The organism is Azorhizobium doebereinerae UFLA1-100, assembly GCF_000473085.1.
Classification (GTDB): Bacteria; Pseudomonadota; Alphaproteobacteria; order Rhizobiales; family Xanthobacteraceae; genus Azorhizobium; species Azorhizobium doebereinerae.
In genome coordinates, this window is the sequence record NZ_AXBA01000003.1 from 239,045 (window position 1) to 254,758 (window position 15,714).

The following is a 15,714-nucleotide window of genomic DNA, read 5'->3' on the forward strand; positions in this document are numbered from 1 at the left end:
TGCGGTGCTTACGCAACGGGAGTTCCGCTGGCGCCGACCCGTTCCGGCACCCCATGGCTCCGCCCGGTCGTCGTGCCGCGATAATAATCCAGCACGAACAGACGGATGGCGGAGGACAGGTTGCCCTGGTTGCGGCCGGAGTCGATGGTCGCCACGAGGTCGGACAGCGTGAGGCGCCGCTGGCCGGCAATCTCCTTGAGGGCATCCCAGAAGGCGTCTTCCAGGCTCACGCTGGTCTTGTGACCGGCGATGACGATCGATCTTTTCACGACGGGGCTTTTCATCAGTCTTCCCTCTCGGTGCGCGCGTGTCCGTCGAGGCGCTGAGCCATCAGCCGCTTTTGTGCGGTCTGAGCCTCCCGCTCGGCCTTCGTGCGCCCGAACCGGACCCGGTTCTCCGCTGCGTCGGCTTGCGCCTTGGTGCGGGCACGGGATTTCCGTGCCCGGTTCAGATTCACGACGTCGCCCAAATTGTCCTCTTACGCAGCATCGGTCCCCCAACCGTGCCGAGCTCAAAATCGAATCCGCGGCGGCCCAGTTCCGTACCGTCGCCGAACGATCACAGCATCAAATGAGCCCGATTACCACCGGAACCTCACTGCCAAGCTAGGGCGAAAAGCCCAGTGTGTAGCCTTCTTTCGCTACCTCCTACTGATTATTTTGGTGTGTGCGGGTGCTCACGGCTTTCTGATCACGTGTGCTAGAAGCCTGTCCGCTGGACAGCCCAAGGAGAGTTCAGGGACATGAGTGCGACCCGCATCGAGACAGATACGTTCGGCCCCATCGAGGTGCCGGCTGACCGTTATTGGGGCGCGCAGGCGCAACGCTCCTACGGCAATTTCAAGATCGGCTGGGAGCGCCAGCCGCTCCCCATCGTGCGGGCGCTCGGCATCGTCAAGCGGGCGGCAGCGGAGGCCAACGAGGCCCTCGGCCGGCTCGATCCCAAGGTCGGCGCCGCCGTGGTGGCAGCCGCGCAGGAAGTGATCGACGGCAAGCTGGACGACCATTTCCCGCTGGTGGTCTGGCAGACCGGCTCGGGCACCCAGTCGAACATGAATGCCAATGAAGTGATCTCGAACCGGGCGATCGAGATGCTCGGCGGGGAGATGGGCTCCAAGAAGCCCGTGCATCCCAACGATCACGTGAATATGAGCCAGTCGTCCAACGACACCTACCCGACGGCGATGCACATCGCCTGCTCGGAGGAGATCGTGCATCGGCTGCTGCCGGCCCTCAACACCCTGCACGGGGCGCTGGACGCCAAGGCCAAGGAATGGACGTCGATCATCAAGATCGGCCGCACCCATACCCAGGACGCCACCCCGCTGACGCTCGGCCAGGAATTCTCCGGCTATGCCAAGCAGGTGGAGAACGGTATCGCCCGGCTCGAATCGACCCTGCCGGCGCTGATGCAGCTGGCCCAGGGCGGCACGGCGGTGGGCACCGGGCTCAACGCCCCGGTGGGCTTCGCCGAGAAGGTGGCCGAGCGCATCGCCGCCATCGCCGGCCTGCCCTTCACCACCGCGCCGAACAAGTTCGAGGCGCTCGCCGCCCATGACGCCATGGTGTTCTCGCACGGGGCCATCAACACGGTGGCGGCCTCGCTGTTCAAGATCGCCAACGACATTCGCTTCCTCGGCTCCGGCCCGCGCTCGGGCCTGGGTGAACTGGCGCTGCCGGAAAATGAACCCGGCTCCTCCATCATGCCGGGCAAGGTGAACCCGACCCAGTGCGAAGCATTGACTCAGGTCTGCGTGCAGGTGTTCGGAAACAATGCCGCGCTCACCTTCGCCGGCAGCCAGGGACACTTCGAGCTGAACGTGTTCAACCCGGTGATGGCCTACAACTTCCTCCAGTCCGTGCGTCTGCTCTCGGATGCGGCGGTCAGCTTCACCGAGCATTGCGTGGTCGGCATCCAGCCGCGCGAGGACAATATCAAGGCCGGGCTGGAGCGCTCGCTCATGCTGGTGACGGCGCTGGCGCCGAAGATCGGCTATGACGCCGCCGCCAAGATCGCCAAGACCGCCCACAAGAACGGCACCACGCTGCGCGAGGAAGCGGTCGGCGGCGGCTATGTGACCAACGAGGAGTTCGACGCCGTCGTTCGCCCCGAGAACATGATCTCCCCCGGCTGAGTCCGGGGCCGAGACCCGAGCGGACGGGATGCGGCTGTGTCGCATCCCGTTTCGACACGAACTTCCCCGCCGATTCCGCGCGGATTCCCCGCATGGACGCGCATGCGACACCCTGTGGCACGACACGGTGTGCTATGATCGGGCGTTCGCAACTGCCTTGCCTTCCTTTGCCCCTCCAGCGCGGACGAGCACCCCATGGCGAGCCTGCCCTCCCATTTGCGCGCGGTGGCCATCGACGACCTCCACCCCACCCAGCTCACCCTCGGGATGGAGGAGGTGGCGCGGCGGGCGAAGAAGATGATGGCCATGAGCGAGGACGAGGTGGAGGCGCTGCTGCGCAGGAAGGCCATCCCCTGCGTCCTCGGCCCTGGCCAGCAGCTCTATCTCATCGACCACCACCATCTGTGCCGGGCGGCGCTGATGGCCGGCTACAAAAGCGTCTATCTCGACCTCGACCAGCTGGTGGACCGCTCGCGGCTGGACCGGGACGCCTTCTGGGAGGAGATGGAGCGGGAGGGCAATTGCTGGCCCATCGATGCCGACGGCAACCGCCGGCCCTATGCCCGCATCCCCGACCATGTGCGCGACCTCACCGACAATCCCTGGCGCACGCTCGCCCGCGCGGTGCGCGGCCCGGCGTTCCGGGACGATGACGAGACGCCGTTCAAGGAATTCATGTGGGGCGAGTATTTCCGCTCCTTCATGTCCCGCCGCCTGATCGAGACCGACCTTGACCTCGCCCGCGAGCTGGCCGTCAAGCTGGCCCATCTGGACGAGGCGCAGGACCTGCCGGGCTACCAGGGCTCGCGCCCCAAGGATTGACCGGCCGCTCACGCGGAGGCGCGCCGGCCGGGGCGAGGCCCGCCCGGCTCAGCCGCCCCCGGCCGCCGACCGCCAGGGGGCGGCGGGGACCTCGCCCGGCGCCGCCGCATCTGCCGGCTCCGGCGCCAGGGTCACGCGGTGGATCGCCACCTCCGCCTCCGCCGACACCAGCACGCGGATCTCCAGGTCCTCGACGTCCTCGTCCAGGCCGAGGACGATCTCCGCCAGCGCGCCGGTCTCGCCGGGCACGGTGTCGCTGAAATCGGCCGTCGCCAGGCCGGCGGCGCCGGCCCGGTGGACGATGTCCAGCGTCGCGTGGCCCCGGGCGCGCGGCCCGCTGCCCTCCAGGCGCAGGCGATAGCGGCCGGCGGGCAGCGGCAGATAGGGGCCGTACATCAGGACGCCCTCGATCCCGGTGCTGGCCAGGGCCGGGCCGTGCCGGGCGCCCACCAGGGAATAGGCCCGCCGGGCGTCGGAACCGGCATAGGCCCAGTGGTCGGCGCTGTGGACCTCGATGTCGGCGACGCCGGGCACGAAGCCGCGATGCTCGAACGCCGGGCCGTCCTTCTGCACCAGGGTGAGCATGAGGGCGTGACGGCCGGGCGTGGCGGGCGCCGGCAGCGCCATGTGCAGGTCGAGGCGCTCGCCCGGCCGCACCTCGCCCACCAGCGGCGATTGCCAGAGCACGGGGCCGCCGCCCTCGCCGCCGTCGGGCTGGTCGAGCCAGCGGCCGCAGATCAGGACCGGGTTGAGCAGCGTGCCGGCCCAGATCTGCGCCGAGCGGTTCACCAGGCGGAACGGCACCTCGATGGTCTCGCCGACAAGGACGGCGCCCGGCATCGGGCCGATCTCGATGCCGCCGGCGGCATCGGCGATGGGCGAGATGACGGAAGGGCGCAGGAAGGAGAAGGTGAAGTCGGTGGGCAGGAAGCTGGTGCCGATCCATTGCGGCGTGCGGGCGAGGCGGGCGACGTCGAACGTACACAGGCCCTCGCATCGGGCCATGGCGAAATCCACGCCGTCGCGGCACTCGTCGACGGCGATGTTGAGCGCGTAGGCGCCGTCCGGCAGGTCGAGCACGCAGGTGAAGCCTACATGGAAGCAGCCGGCCTCCAGCTCCAGCAGCGGGCGCTTGAGCAGCCGCGTGTCGGTGCCGAACGCCGCCCGGCCGTCGGGATCGGTGAGGGTGAAGCCGACGATCAGCTCCCCGCACGGCCGCGCCAGGGAAAATTCCAGCTCGAACTGGATCGCCTCGCCCCTCGCCATCGCCGCTTCCGCGTCGGTGGTGAAGGCGAGCAGGCTGAGGTCGGCCACGCTGCGGATCTGCTTCGCCGGCGGCGTCTCGTAGCGGGCCCAGGGCGGGGGCTGCGGGGCTAGCGCCGGCCGGTGGCCGAGGTGGCGCTCGCGCGCCCGGCGGTAGAAGTCCAGGTCCAGGGCGTTGAGGGCCTCGATCCGGGCGCGCAGGGCCGGGGAGATGTCCTGCGCGCCCGGGCGATGGCCGGTCTTGTTGACCACCGCCAGGGGTCGCCCATCGCCGATCCGAAACGCTGCGGAGATATCGCCCAGAAAGCCGTCCAGATCCTCGTAGAAGCCGACGACGTCATAGGCGTCCAGCGCCTGGAGCGCGTAATCAATCCGGTCCTGCTCGCCGGTGAGCTGGGGATTGTAGATGCCGGTGAAATGGCAGACGTAAGTATCCCGGATGATGGGGTTCATATAGAGATCGTAGTCCGCCCCGTCCGATTCCAGGAAGCGCGATACCGACTGCCACAGTCTTGGATTTACCGTGTCCTTGTTTTCGAACACGTAATAGAGCCATGAAACGGCGCGATCCACCGGCTCGCGCAGGCAAGTGATGTATCTGTAGCGTGGATCGAGCGGCGTATCATTGAATTCGATATGCGCCGATATGACGGAATACATGCCGCCATAGGTTCGGATCAGCGCGTGATGGTCACCGACGAGGTTGGTCGAAACGCAGCCGCTGCCGAGCGTATCCGAAAACCATCTGTTGACGGCCTGCCCGGCGGTCTTCGGCAGATGGTCGAAGATCACGCGGCCATCGAAGGCTCGGATCGGTTGCGGCACGAGATCATACCTCTGGCAGATGTTGCCGATGGGAGTCGTGCGGCAGCTTAGGTTCTGTAGAGGCGCAATATCAAGTCGCCCGGAAGCGGGAACGCGCGCGTGAAATGGACCGGAGGTATTTTCATCCGCAGATACATTTCATGCCATCATCCGTATTCAGGTGCCGTAGTTGGCGCTGTGGGCGGCCGGATACCGGTGGAGGGCGCCGCCTCCGGCGCGGCGGGCGATTGCCTGCCGGACGCCGGCCGATGAGGCGCGCCCGGCGCGGCTGCTCACGCCGCCTCCCGGCTCTGGTAGCTGCCGATCTGGGCGACGACGCCCAGGCGGGCGAGCGTGGCGGCGCGGTCGAAGCCGGTCTGCGCATGGCGCGCGGCCATGGCCTGCGCCGCCGCCCGGTAGCTCGCCGCGTCCGCCCATTCCACCACTGTGGCGATGTTGCAGGCTCCCGGCCCGGCCACCTGCTCCAGCACCAGGTCGCGCAGGAAGCCGGGCTGGCCGCGCAGCACCGCATGGGTCTCGCTCACCAAGGCGGCGAAGGCGGCGACCGAGGCCTCGGGGACGGTGAAGGTGTCGAGCCGGTAGACCGGGGCGTGCGGCTGGATCGGGCGCATGGGACTCTCCATTGACAATATGTTGTCATTCTCGCGTCTATGACAACATATTGTCAATGTGCTAGGGATCGGCCCATGACGTCGCCGCCCGATCCCGATCCCGACCCCGACCCCGACCCCACCCACGCCACCGGCCTGCTGATCTACGAGGTGCTGCGCCTGCACGGCCGGCTGATCGCCGCCGGCGACGCGCTGATGGCCGGGCTGGGCCTGTCCAGCGCGCGCTGGCAGGTGCTCGGCACGGTGGCGGCGAGCGCCGCGCCGCTGACTGTCTCCGACGTGGCCCGCATCCTCGGGCAGTCGCGCCAGTCGGTGCAGCGGCTGGTCAATGAGATGGAACGGGACGGCCTGCTGGAGGCCGCCGCCAACCCGGCGCACCGGCGGGCGACGCTGGTGCGGCTGACCGCCGCTGGGCGCGACCTGCATGCGGCGGCGGAGGCGCGGCGGCTGCCCTGGACCGAGGGGCTGGCGGCGGGCCTTGGCGGGGCGGACGCGGCGCAGGCCGCGCGCACCCTGGCGGCGCTGCGCCGCCTGTTGGAGCGGGCGGAGCCGCCGGCCGGCGGCTGAGGGGAGGGCGGCCCGGCGGGGCGCGCCGCTCAGACGATCTCCGGCAGCAGGAACATCACCGCCAGCGTCGCGCCCCAGGCCAGCAGCCCGACGCCGATGGCGAGGCGATAGTCCATGTGGCCGAGGGCGAGATAGCAGGCCACCAGGAAGGCGAGATAGGCCGGCACCGTGCGGGCGCTGGCGAGGCAGGAGACCTGGAGGGCCCCGAGGTCGCCGCGCGCGCCCATGATCAGCAAGGCGATGATGGAGAAGGTGGGGAACAGCGGCAGGATACCGGGCAGGGTGGCGCCCTTCTTCGAGAGATAGGCGATCAGCATCGTCACCAGCCCGCCGGCGACGCCCTTCCAGATCAGGTCCATGCCCGCGTTCCTCTCTCGTCCCGCCCGCCGCCCGAGGCGCGGGGATCATCCCGCCCCGTGGGCGGTGGCGTCAGGGGCGCGGGACTCGCGTCCCCGGCGGCCGGCGCCTACATAGCCGGCGTCAGGCTCCGGCGCAGCGCCCGCGTGCGGTCAGGCGAAGGCGACCCCACGGGAGGCCTCGGCGCCCCGCTGCCCACGCCGCGCCCCACCGCCCACGCCGGTGCACGCCGACTTGCGTTTTGATAGTAACTCGCTTAGACCCCGCTGCGATGAAGGCCAAGCTTGCTCCCGATGCGTCCGCGTCCGGCGGGGCCATCCCCCGCGAACCGGCGCCCGCCAACACGGCATCCGGCAATCCGGCATCCGGCAATCCGGCATCCGGCAAGCCGGTGCCCAGCGCCCAATGCCCGGCGGCGCGGGCGCTGGAGTGCGTCGGCGAGGGCTGGAGCATCCTCATCCTGCGCGACGCCTTCCACGGCTTCACCCGGTTCGATGAATTCCAGAAGAGCCTCGGCATCGCGCCGAACATCCTGTCGCGCCGGCTCGCCCATCTCACCGAGGCCGGGCTGCTGGAGCGCCGCCGCTATTGTGAGCGGCCGCCGCGCGACGATTACGTGCTGACCGGGAAGGGGCGGGACTTCTTTCCCGTCATCGCCGCCTTGGTGGCATGGGGCAACCGGCACCTGGCCCCGGAGGGCGCGGCGCTGCTGTTCGCCGAACGCGGCACCGCCCGGCCGCTGGAGCCCGTGCTGGTGGATGCCGCCAGCCTGCGGCCCATCGCCCCCGCCGGCGTCGCCCTGGTGCCGGGGCCGGCGGCCGGCCCGGACATGCTCACCCGCCTTGCCGCCGTCCGCGCCATCGGCGCTGACGATAAAGACTCCCGCGCCATCGGCGCTGGCGATGGGGACCTCCGCGCCATCGGCGCTGACGACAGAGATTCCCGCGCTCTTGGCGCTGACGACAGAGACTCCCGCGCCCCCGGCGCGGACGCCACCGATCCCCCTCACAGGAAGCCATCATGCGCCGCATCGTCGTAACCGGACTGGGCGTCGTCTCGCCCCTGGGCATTGGCACGGAGCTGGCGTGGTCGCGCCTGCGCGCCGGCCGCTCCGGGGTGCGTGCCCTGCCGGACTGGGCGCAAGACCTGCCCGCCAAGGTCGCCGGCCTGGTGCCGAGCCGCGCGGAGGACGCCGAGGGCGGCTTCGAGCCGAGCGACACGGTCTCCGTCAAGGACCAGCGCAAGATGGACCGCTTCATCCTGTTCGCCTTGGCCGCCGCCGCCGAGGCGGTGGCGCAGTCCGGCTGGCAGCCGGCGAATGCCGCGCAGGCCGAGCGCACCGCCACGGTGATAGCCTCCGGCATCGGCGGCTTCCCTGCCATCGTCGACATCGTGCGCACCGCCGAGCAGCGCGGCATCCGCCGGCTGTCGCCCTTCACCGTGCCGTCCTTCCTGCCCAACCTCGCCGCCGGGCACATCACCATCCGCTACGGCTTCAAGGGGCCGATCGGCACGCCGGTGACCGCCTGCGCCGCCAGCGTGCAGGCCATCGGCGACGCGGCGCGGCTGATCCGCGGCGGGGAGGCGGACATCGCGGTGTGCGGCGGGGCGGAAGCCTGCGTCGATCTCATCAGCCTGGGCGGCTTCGCCGCCGCCCGCGCCTTGTCCACCAGTTTCAACGCCACGCCCGAGCGCGCCTCGCGCCCGTTCGACCGCGACCGCGACGGCTTCGTCATGGGCGAGGGCGCCGCGGTGCTGGTGATCGAGGAACTGGAGCACGCGCTGGCGCGCGGCGCCACGCCCATCGCCGAGATCCTCGGCTACGGCACCACGGCGGACGCCTATCACATCACCTCCGGCCCCGAGGACGGGGAGGGCGCGCGGCGCGCCATGGAGGCGGCGCTGCGGCAGGCCAAGCTCGCCCCCGGCGCGGTACAGCACCTCAACGCCCATTCCACCTCCACTCCGGTGGGCGACGTGGGCGAGCTGGAGGCCATCAAGGCGGTGTTCGGCCGCGAGGGGCGCATCGCGGTGAGCGCCACCAAGTCGGCCACCGGCCACCTGCTCGGCGCCGCCGGCGGGCTGGAGGCGATCTTCACCATCCTCGCCCTGCGCGACCAGATCGCCCCGCCGACGCTGAATTTCGAGACCCCCGACCCGGCGGCGGAGGGCGTGGACGTGGTTTCCGGCGCCGCCCGGCCCATGGCCATGGAGCACGCCATCTCCAACGGCTTCGGCTTCGGCGGGGTGAATGCCAGCGTGGTGTTCCGCCGCTGGGGGTGAGCGGTGGCGGCGTCGGCCCGCCGTGGCCGTCCTGCCGTGGCCGTCCTGTCGTGGGCGCGCTATAAGGAGGCGCCGCCGGCCGGGTTGTGGGTCGGCCCGTGTTTCAGGAGACAAGCGCATGTCCTTGGCCCTCAGTTCCCCGGCCCTCGGTCTCACCTCCCGCCTGCGGGTGCCGTCCCTGCTGCTGGTGGTGGCCCTGGTGCTCGCCGGCTGCGGCGTCAACGCCATCCCCACCTCCGAGGAACAGGCCAAGGCGGCCTGGAGCGAGGTGCTGAACCAGTACCAGCGCCGCTCCGACCTGATCCCCAACCTGGTGGAGACGGTGAAGGGCTATGCGGCGCAGGAGAAGGACGTGCTGACCGCCGTGGTGGAAGCGCGCGCCAAGGCGACGCAGGTGAAGGTGGACGCCTCCACCATCACCGACCCGGCGCAGTTCAAGCAGTTCCAGGATGCCCAGTCGCAGCTCTCCGGCGCGCTCGGCCGGCTGCTGGCGGTGTCGGAAGCCTATCCGGACCTGAAGTCGAACCAGAATTTCCTTGCCCTGCAGTCGCAGATCGAGGGCACCGAGAACCGCATCGCGGTGGCCCGGCGCGACTATATCGAGGCGGTGCGGGTCTATAACACCGAGCTGAAGACCTTCCCCGGCGCGCTGTGGGCGATGACCCTCTATCGCGGCAACAAGCCGATGGAGACCTTCACCATCTCCGAGCAGCAGATGCAGGTGCCCAAGGTCAAGTTCTGAGCCGGGCCGGGCAGGGCGCCGTCATGGCCACCGCGATGCCGTCGCGCGCCGCCGCGGTCGCGGCGATCGTGCTGCTGGCGCTGTGCGCGCTCGCCGGGGCGGCGCTGGCGGAGCTGACCTTCCCGCGCCTCTCCGGCCGGGTGGTGGACGCAGCCCATGTGCTCGACGCCGCCACCCTGGCGCAGCTCGACGGCAAGCTGGCGGCGCAGGAGGCCAAGGCCACCGACCAGTTCGTGGTCGCCACCATCCCCTCGCTCCAGGGCACTTCCATCGAGGACTATGCCAACCGGCTGTTCCGCGCCTGGAAGCTGGGGCAGGAGAAGAAGAACAACGGCGTGCTGCTGCTGGTGGCCCCCGCCGAGCGCAAGGTGCGCATCGAGGTGGGCTACGGGCTGGAGGGCATCCTCACCGACGCCGTGTCCAGCACCATCATCCAGACCACCATCCTGCCCGCCTTCCGCCAGGGCGACATGGCGGGCGGCATCGTGCGCGGCGCCGACGCGGTGCTGGAGATTCTCAACCTTGACCCCGAAGAGGCCAAGCGCCGGGCGGTGCAGGCCGCCGCCAGCCAGCCGGAGAATGACGACCTCATGCTGTTCGTCATCTTCGTCGTGGTGATCCTGGTGCTCTATTTCATCATCCGCAACGGCGGCGGGGGCGGCGGACGCGGGCGGCGGGGCATCGCCCTCGGCACCGGCGCCGGCTCGTCCTGGAGCTGGGGCTCCGGCGGCGGCTCGTCCGGGGGCGGGGGCTTCTCCGGCGGGGGCGGCTCGTCGGGCGGCGGCGGCGCCTCGGGAGGCTGGTGATGGCGGCGACGGAACCTCAGGCGGTGCTCGCTCCCGCCGCTCTGGCCCGGGTCGAGGCGGCGATCGCGGCGGCGGAGGCGCGCACCAGCGCGGAGATCCGCGTGGTGCTGCTCACCCGGCCGCTGATTCCCCATTCCTTCTATCCGGCGCTGTGGGCGGCGCTGGCGGCGCTGGCGCTGCCGTGGCTGCTGATCCTCGCCGTGCCGCTGCGCCCGGTGGCGCTGCTGGCGGCGCAGGGGCTCATCTTCCTGGCGCTCGCCGGCCTGCTGTCCCTGCCGCCCGTGGCCCGGCGGGTGATTCCCGGCCGGGCGCGCCGGGCGGCGGCCCGCGCCGCCGCGCTCGACCGATTCCTGGCGCTGGGCATCCATTTGACGCCGGAGCGCACCGGCGTCATGATTCTCCTGAGCCTGCCGGATCGCTTGGTGGAGGTGGTCGCGGACGCCGCCATCGTCGAGAAACTGGGTCCGGGGCTGTGCGAGGAGGTTTGCGCGGCGGTCTCGGGCGGCGCGGCCGGCGGCGACGTCACGGCCGCCCTCGTCGATGGCGTGACCCGTTGCGGCGACAGGCTTTGCGGGCCGTTCCCGCAGCGCGCAGGCGATCGCAACGCGCTGCCGGACCATGTGATCGTCGGCTGAGGCGGGGCGCGCGGGGCTGCGTTGCGCGAATTTGGCGCCGCCGACCCCGTCCAGCCCTTGACGCACGGCGAACGGGAGGCTAGACACCACCCACTTTCGCGGCAGGCGTCGGTGTCTGAGCGATCGGAGCGGCAGTGTTGGACGGCCTTTCGGGGCAGCCGGCAAAGCCCCGATCAGACAACCGAAACGCTGCCAGGTACAGCACTGATCATTTCAGGTGCACGATCACGGCGCCGTCCTTTCGGGGGCTGAGTTCCGTGATCCTCTGTCGCGAACGGGGGCGCGCCCGCTGTGCAAGCAGTGGCTCGGGCGTCTTCGGTCGTGGTCCCGCCGATGGGGAATTCCCCGCCGGTGCGAATTTTTCGTTGGTGACCTCGGTCACCGAACCGTTGCGGTCCATCGGGCCGCGAAACTTCAAAAATGCGGCGAAAGCCGCAGGTCAGGACGAGGCGAAGGCTACATGCCGACGATCAACCAGCTGATCCGGAAGCCGCGGGAAGCGCAGAAGGCGCGGGACAAGGCTCCTGCTCTTCAGTCGAGCCCGCAGAAGCGTGGTGTCTGCACCCGCGTCTACACCACGACCCCGAAGAAGCCGAACTCGGCGCTTCGTAAGGTCGCCAAGGTGCGGCTGACCAACAGCTACGAAGTGATCGGCTACATCCCCGGCGAAGGTCACAATCTTCAAGAGCACTCCGTGGTGATGATCCGCGGCGGCCGTGTGAAGGATCTTCCCGGTGTGCGCTATCACATCCTGCGCGGCGTCCTGGATACCCAGGGCGTGAAGAACCGCAAGCAGCGCCGTTCGAAGTACGGCGCGAAGCGGCCGAAGTGATAAGGGGAGCTTGAGCTATGTCTCGTCGTCATAAAGCCGAGCGCCGCGAAGTCATTCCGGACGCCAAGTACGGCAACATCATTCTCAGCCGCTTCATGAATTCCGTCATGCGTGACGGCAAGAAGTCGGTTGCCGAAGGCATCGTCTACGGTGCCCTCGACGTGGTCGAGGCCAAGGCCAAGCACGACCCGCTGGAGCTGTTCGTCCAGGCCCTGGAGAATGTCGCTCCGGCCGTGGAAGTGCGCTCCCGTCGCGTCGGCGGCGCCACCTACCAGGTGCCCGTCGAAGTGCGTACCGAGCGTCGCCAGACGCTGGCGATCCGCTGGCTCATCGCCTCGGCCCGCGCCCGCAACGAGAAGACCATGGTGGAGCGCCTGTCCGCCGAGCTGCTCGACGCCGCCAACAACCGCGGCAACGCGGTGAAGAAGCGCGAAGACACGCACCGGATGGCGGAAGCCAACCGCGCCTTCTCGCATTATCGCTGGTGATCGGAGAGGACCTCAGTCATGCCGCGCCTTAACGCCATCGAGGACTACCGTAACTTCGGCATCATGGCCCACATCGATGCCGGCAAGACCACGACCACCGAGCGGATCCTCTACTACACCGGCAAGAGCCACAAGATCGGCGAAGTCCATGACGGCGCCGCCACGATGGATTGGATGACGCAGGAGCAGGAGCGTGGCATCACGATCACCTCTGCTGCGACGACCGCCTTCTGGAACGGCAAGCGCCTGAACATCATCGACACCCCCGGGCACGTGGACTTCACCATCGAAGTCGAGCGGTCCCTGCGTGTGCTCGACGGTGCGGTGTGTGTGCTCGACGGCAACCAGGGCGTCGAGCCTCAGACCGAGACGGTGTGGCGCCAGGCGGACAAGTACAACGTGCCCCGCGTCGTGTTCGTCAACAAGATGGACAAGACCGGTGCCGACTTCTACCGCTGCGTCGAGATGATCATCGACCGCGTCGCCGGCAACCCGGTGTGCTGCCAGCTGCCGATCGGCTCCGAGAACAACTTCAAGGGCATCATCGACCTCGTCCGCATGAAGGCGGTCGTTTGGGAAGACGAAGCCCTCGGCGCCAAGTTCCATGACGAGGAGATCCCCGCGGATCTCGCCGCCAAGGCCGCCGAATACCGCAACAAGCTGGTGGAAGCCGCCGTCGAGCTCGACGACGACGCCATGGCGGCCTATCTCGACGGCACCGAGCCGGACGAGGCGACCCTCAAGCGCCTGATCCGCAAGGCCGTGGTGACCCGCAAGTTCAACCCGGTGTTCTGCGGCTCGGCGTTCAAGAACAAGGGCGTGCAGCCCTTGCTCGACGCCGTCGTGGACTACCTGCCGAGCCCCATCGATCGCGGCGCGATCAAGGGCATCGACTTCAAGACCGAAGAAGAGACCGTCCGTCTGCCGAACGACGAGGATCCGACCTCGGTTCTCGCGTTCAAGATCATGGACGACCCCTTCGTCGGCACGATCACCTTCTGCCGCGTGTACTCGGGCAAGCTCGAGACCGGCATGGGCCTCCTGAACTCCACCCGCGACAAGCGTGAGCGCGTCGGCCGCATGCTGCTGATGCATGCGAACAACCGGGAAGACATCAAGGAAGCCTATGCGGGCGACATCGTCGCCCTGGCCGGCCTCAAGGAAGTGCGCACCGGCGATACGCTGTGCTCGACCGAGAAGCCGGTGATCCTGGAGAAGATGGAATTCCCCGAGCCGGTCATCGAGATCGCGATCGAGCCGAAGTCCAAGGCCGACCAGGAGAAGCTCGGTATCGCGCTGTCCAAGCTCGCCGCCGAGGACCCGTCCTTCCGCGTGTCGACCGACCACGAGAGCGGCCAGACCATCCTCAAGGGGATGGGCGAACTGCACCTCGACATCAAGGTCGACATCCTGAAGCGCACCTACAAGGTGGATGCCAACATCGGCGCCCCCCAGGTGGCCTACCGCGAGACCCTCACCAAGAAGGTCGACGTCGACTACACCCACAAGAAGCAGACCGGTGGTACCGGCCAGTTCGCGCGGGTGAAGTTCACGGTTGAGCCGAACGAAGTCGGCAAGGGCTTCGAGTTCGAGAGCGTGATCGTCGGCGGCGCGGTGCCCAAGGAATATATTCCGGGTGTCTCGAAGGGTCTGGAAAGCGTTCTCGGCGCCGGCGTGCTGGCGGGCTTCCCGGTGGTGGACGTGAAGGTCCAGCTCACCGACGGCGCCTTCCACGAGGTGGACTCGTCCGCTTTGGCCTTCGAAATCGCGTCCCGCGCGGCGTTCCGTGAAGCCCTTCAGAAGGGCGGCCCGGTGCTGCTGGAGCCGATCATGAAGGTCGAGGTGGTGACCCCCGAGGACTACACCGGCTCGGTCATCGGCGATCTCAACTCCCGCCGCGGCCAGATCCAGGGCCAGGACATGCGCGGCAACGCGAATGTCGTGAACGCCATGGTCCCGCTGGCCAACATGTTCGGTTACGTGAACACCCTGCGCTCGTTCAGCCAGGGCCGCGCGACCTTCACCATGCAGTTCGACCACTACGAGCAGGTGCCGTCGAACGTCGCTCAGGAGGTTCAGGCGAAATACGCCTGATCCTCACCTTCGACTTCACCGTTTCGCAAGAAATCACCGCCAGAGAGACCCAACGGAGAGTCCCATGGCCAAAGCCAAATTTGAACGTAACAAGCCGCACTGCAACATCGGCACCATCGGGCACGTTGACCACGGCAAGACGTCTCTGACGGCCGCGATCACGAAGGTGCTGGCGGAAGCCGGCGGCGCGACGTTCACCGCGTACGACCAGATCGACAAGGCGCCGGAAGAGAAGGCGCGCGGCATCACGATCTCGACGGCGCACGTCGAGTACGAGACCGCGAACCGCCACTACGCCCACGTGGACTGCCCCGGCCACGCCGACTATGTGAAGAACATGATCACCGGCGCGGCGCAGATGGACGGCGCGATCCTGGTGGTGTCGGCGGCCGACGGCCCGATGCCGCAGACCCGCGAGCACATCCTTCTGGCCCGCCAGGTCGGCGTTCCGGCGCTGGTGGTGTTCCTGAACAAGTGCGACATGGTCGACGATCCGGAGCTGCTGGAGCTGGTCGAGCTGGAAGTGCGCGAGCTGCTGTCCAAGTACGACTTCCCGGGCGACGACATCCCGATCGTGCGCGGCTCGGCGCTGATGGCGCTGGAGAACAAGTCTCCGGAGCTGGGCCATGACGCGGTTCTGAAGCTGATGGCGGAAGTCGATCGCTACATCCCGCAGCCGGAGCGTCCGGTGGACCTGCCGTTCCTGATGCCGATCGAGGACGTGTTCTCGATCTCAGGCCGCGGCACGGTGGTGACCGGCCGCGTGGAGCGCGGCATCGTGAAGGTCGGCGAGGAAGTCGAGATCGTGGGCATCCGCCCGACGGTGAAGACGACCGTGACCGGCATCGAGATGTTCCGCAAGCTGCTGGACCAGGGGCAGGCGGGCGACAACGTCGGCGTGCTGCTGCGCGGCACGAAGCGCGAGGACGTGGAGCGTGGCCAGGTTGTGTGCAAGCCGGGTTCGGTGAAGCCGCACACCAAGTTCAAGGCCGAAGCCTACATCCTGACCAAGGAAGAAGGCGGCCGTCATACGCCGTTCTTCACCAACTACCGTCCTCAGTTCTACTTCCGCACCACGGACGTGACTGGCGTGGTGACGCTGCCCGAAGGCACCGAAATGGTGATGCCGGGCGACAACATCTCGGTGGACGTGCATCTGATCGTGCCGATCGCCATGGAGGAGAAGCTGCGCTTCGCCATCCGTGAAGGCGGCCGCACCGTCGGCGCCGGCGTCGTCGCCTCGATCATCGAGTGA

At 68.6% G+C, this 15,714-nt stretch carries 16 protein-coding genes and 1 pseudogene; 12 read left to right on the top strand and 5 right to left on the bottom strand.

Annotation, left to right across the window (positions count from 1 at the left end; all coding sequences use genetic code 11):
• Positions 1-8 precede the first annotated feature (8 nt).
• A complete protein-coding gene (locus YU1_RS0105080; protein WP_029003143.1) occupies positions 9-284 on the bottom strand; it encodes a ribbon-helix-helix domain-containing protein in 276 nt (91 codons plus the stop codon).
• Complete coding sequence (locus tag YU1_RS0105085) at positions 284-469, bottom strand: DUF4169 family protein (RefSeq protein WP_029003144.1); 186 nt, start codon at positions 467-469, stop codon at positions 284-286. The genes YU1_RS0105080 and YU1_RS0105085 overlap by 1 nt, the downstream gene beginning before the upstream one ends.
• Positions 470-742: 273 nt before the next feature.
• Between YU1_RS0105085 and fumC the strand changes: the two genes are divergently transcribed.
• Positions 743-2,134, top strand: a complete 1,392-nt coding sequence (gene fumC / locus YU1_RS0105090) for a class II fumarate hydratase (RefSeq protein ID WP_029003145.1) — start codon at positions 743-745, stop codon at positions 2,132-2,134.
• Between the two features lie 195 nt (positions 2,135-2,329).
• Positions 2,330-2,956, top strand: a complete 627-nt coding sequence (locus YU1_RS0105095) for a ParB-like protein (protein WP_051356501.1) — start codon at positions 2,330-2,332, stop codon at positions 2,954-2,956.
• Positions 2,957-3,004: 48 nt separating this feature from the next.
• Here the strand turns inward: YU1_RS0105095 and YU1_RS31780 are convergent, their stop codons facing one another.
• Both YU1_RS31780 and YU1_RS0105105 read right to left on the bottom strand, forming a co-directional pair.
• A complete protein-coding gene (locus YU1_RS31780) occupies positions 3,005-5,044 on the bottom strand; it encodes a Wzt carbohydrate-binding domain-containing protein (RefSeq protein WP_084539669.1) in 2,040 nt (679 codons plus the stop codon).
• Between the two features lie 272 nt (positions 5,045-5,316).
• The gene (locus tag YU1_RS0105105; RefSeq protein ID WP_029003148.1) at positions 5,317-5,655 is read right to left on the bottom strand and encodes an antibiotic biosynthesis monooxygenase family protein; all 339 of its coding nucleotides are present in this window, start codon (positions 5,653-5,655) and stop codon (positions 5,317-5,319) included.
• 75 nt (positions 5,656-5,730) lie between these two features.
• On the opposite strand from YU1_RS0105105, the gene YU1_RS0105110 reads away from it, so the two are divergent.
• Complete coding sequence (locus YU1_RS0105110) at positions 5,731-6,222, top strand: MarR family winged helix-turn-helix transcriptional regulator (protein WP_084539670.1); 492 nt, start codon at positions 5,731-5,733, stop codon at positions 6,220-6,222.
• Positions 6,223-6,251: 29 nt separating this feature from the next.
• Here the strand turns inward: YU1_RS0105110 and YU1_RS0105115 are convergent, their stop codons facing one another.
• The gene (locus tag YU1_RS0105115) at positions 6,252-6,581 is read right to left on the bottom strand and encodes a GlpM family protein (RefSeq protein WP_029003150.1); all 330 of its coding nucleotides are present in this window, start codon (positions 6,579-6,581) and stop codon (positions 6,252-6,254) included.
• Between the two features lie 389 nt (positions 6,582-6,970).
• Here YU1_RS0105115 and YU1_RS34325 point away from each other — a divergent pair.
• The 9 genes and pseudogenes from YU1_RS34325 to tuf all read left to right on the top strand — a co-directional run.
• Positions 6,971-7,438: pseudogene (locus tag YU1_RS34325) on the top strand (winged helix-turn-helix transcriptional regulator); the annotation flags it as partial.
• A 161-nt stretch (positions 7,439-7,599) separates the two neighbouring features.
• Complete coding sequence (fabF, locus tag YU1_RS0105125) at positions 7,600-8,862, top strand: beta-ketoacyl-ACP synthase II (RefSeq protein WP_029003151.1); 1,263 nt, start codon at positions 7,600-7,602, stop codon at positions 8,860-8,862.
• A gap of 118 nt (positions 8,863-8,980) precedes the next feature.
• Positions 8,981-9,604, top strand: a complete 624-nt coding sequence (locus tag YU1_RS0105130) for a LemA family protein (protein WP_051356502.1) — start codon at positions 8,981-8,983, stop codon at positions 9,602-9,604.
• A 23-nt stretch (positions 9,605-9,627) separates the two neighbouring features.
• Positions 9,628-10,410, top strand: a complete 783-nt coding sequence (locus tag YU1_RS0105135; RefSeq protein ID WP_029003153.1) for a TPM domain-containing protein — start codon at positions 9,628-9,630, stop codon at positions 10,408-10,410.
• Entirely contained in the window at positions 10,410-11,045 is a 636-nt protein-coding gene (locus YU1_RS0105140) for a hypothetical protein (RefSeq protein ID WP_051356503.1), read from the top strand. The genes YU1_RS0105135 and YU1_RS0105140 overlap by 1 nt, the downstream gene beginning before the upstream one ends.
• Positions 11,046-11,505: 460 nt before the next feature.
• Entirely contained in the window at positions 11,506-11,877 is a 372-nt protein-coding gene (gene rpsL, locus YU1_RS0105145; protein ID WP_012171083.1) for a 30S ribosomal protein S12, read from the top strand.
• Positions 11,878-11,894: 17 nt separating this feature from the next.
• Complete coding sequence (rpsG, locus tag YU1_RS0105150; protein WP_029003155.1) at positions 11,895-12,365, top strand: 30S ribosomal protein S7; 471 nt, start codon at positions 11,895-11,897, stop codon at positions 12,363-12,365.
• An 18-nt stretch (positions 12,366-12,383) separates the two neighbouring features.
• Positions 12,384-14,459, top strand: coding sequence for an elongation factor G (fusA, locus tag YU1_RS0105155; protein ID WP_029003156.1), 2,076 nt, complete (start codon positions 12,384-12,386; stop codon positions 14,457-14,459).
• A gap of 64 nt (positions 14,460-14,523) precedes the next feature.
• On the top strand, positions 14,524-15,714 hold the full coding sequence (gene tuf, locus YU1_RS0105160; protein ID WP_029003157.1) for an elongation factor Tu: 1,191 nt from the start codon (positions 14,524-14,526) through the stop codon (positions 15,712-15,714).